The organism is Candidatus Protofrankia californiensis, from assembly GCF_900634765.1.
Taxonomy (GTDB): domain Bacteria; phylum Actinomycetota; class Actinomycetes; order Frankiales; family Frankiaceae; genus Protofrankia; species Protofrankia californiensis.
The window spans coordinates 23,390-24,420 of sequence record NZ_CAAAFT010000117.1 but is presented as its reverse complement, the minus strand read 5'-3'; the positions used below and the strand labels follow the sequence as shown (position 1 = coordinate 24,420).

At 72.7% G+C, this 1,031-nt stretch carries 1 protein-coding gene; it reads left to right on the top strand.

Translation table 11 applies throughout. The annotated features are described in order from the left end of the window. Positions 1-14: 14 nt before the first annotated feature. Positions 15-1,031, top strand: a 1,017-nt coding sequence (locus DD1DGNOD_RS07005) for a WXG100 family type VII secretion target (protein ID WP_430827767.1), incomplete at its 3' end; no start/stop codon positions are given.

The window sequence follows — 1,031 nt, the reverse complement described above, 5'->3', positions numbered from 1 at the left end:
CGGGGAGAACAGCGGTGAGTGACTGGGGTGTCCTGGAGCTGGACGGTGATCCGACCCCAGGCGACCCGGACGCCGTCCGGACCATGGCCGCCCGGCTGCGGGAACGGGCTGAGCGTGCCGAAAGCAACACCACCCGGCTGCGTGTCATCGCGGGTGGTGGCGGTGATCTGCGGATGACCGGCGACTACGCTGCCCGGTTCACCGAGGCGCTCGTCGAACTGCCCGACGAACTGGCCAAGCTCGCCCGTGCCTATCGCGGGTGCGGTGAGGCGCTGTTCACCTATTCGACCGGCCTTGCCGAGGCGAAGACGCGGGCGGGCGGTGCGCTGCGGCAGGGTCTGGATGCTAACGACCGCTACCAGGCAGCGCTGCGTGAGGTCCGGGTGCTGCCGCCCGACCGGGAGTTGCGGTTGTGGCCGCGGGCCGAGCTCAGCGACGCCTCGATCAGCTCCGTGACGGCGGGGTGGGACGCCCACGACCTCGCCGAGCAGGTCCGGCTGGCCGCCCACCGCGGGCAGGCGGCCAGCGCCGACCGGGCCCGGGCGCGGCGACTGGCCCAGGACGCGGCAGAGCTACGCGGGCAGGCGGCACACACCTGCGCCCGCGACATCGAGCAGGCGCTCGCCAGCAGCGGGATCAAGAACAAGCCGTGGTACGCAAAGGCCTGGAACGCCGTGTCCGCGCCGTTCCGGTCCTGGGACGGCTTCGTCGACCTCTGCCGCAATGTCGCTCTGGTCGCGGGCGTCGTCGCGATGTTCATCTCCGGGCCGATCGGGCTCGCGCTCGTCGCGATCGCTCTGGTAGCGGGCGCGGCGGCCTTCTCCGACACGTTGGCGAAGTACGCGCGCGGTCAGGCGTCGTTAGGTCAGCTCGGCCTGGATGCCCTCGGTCTCATTCCGGGTGGGCGGGGTGTCGTCAGCGTCGCCCGGCTGGGACGTACCGCCGCCGCGCTGGGCCGTGGGCTGGCACGCGGCGAGGGCGTGAAGCTCGTCGGCGCCGGACTGCGCACCCTCCGCGGCACAGCCCTCCGC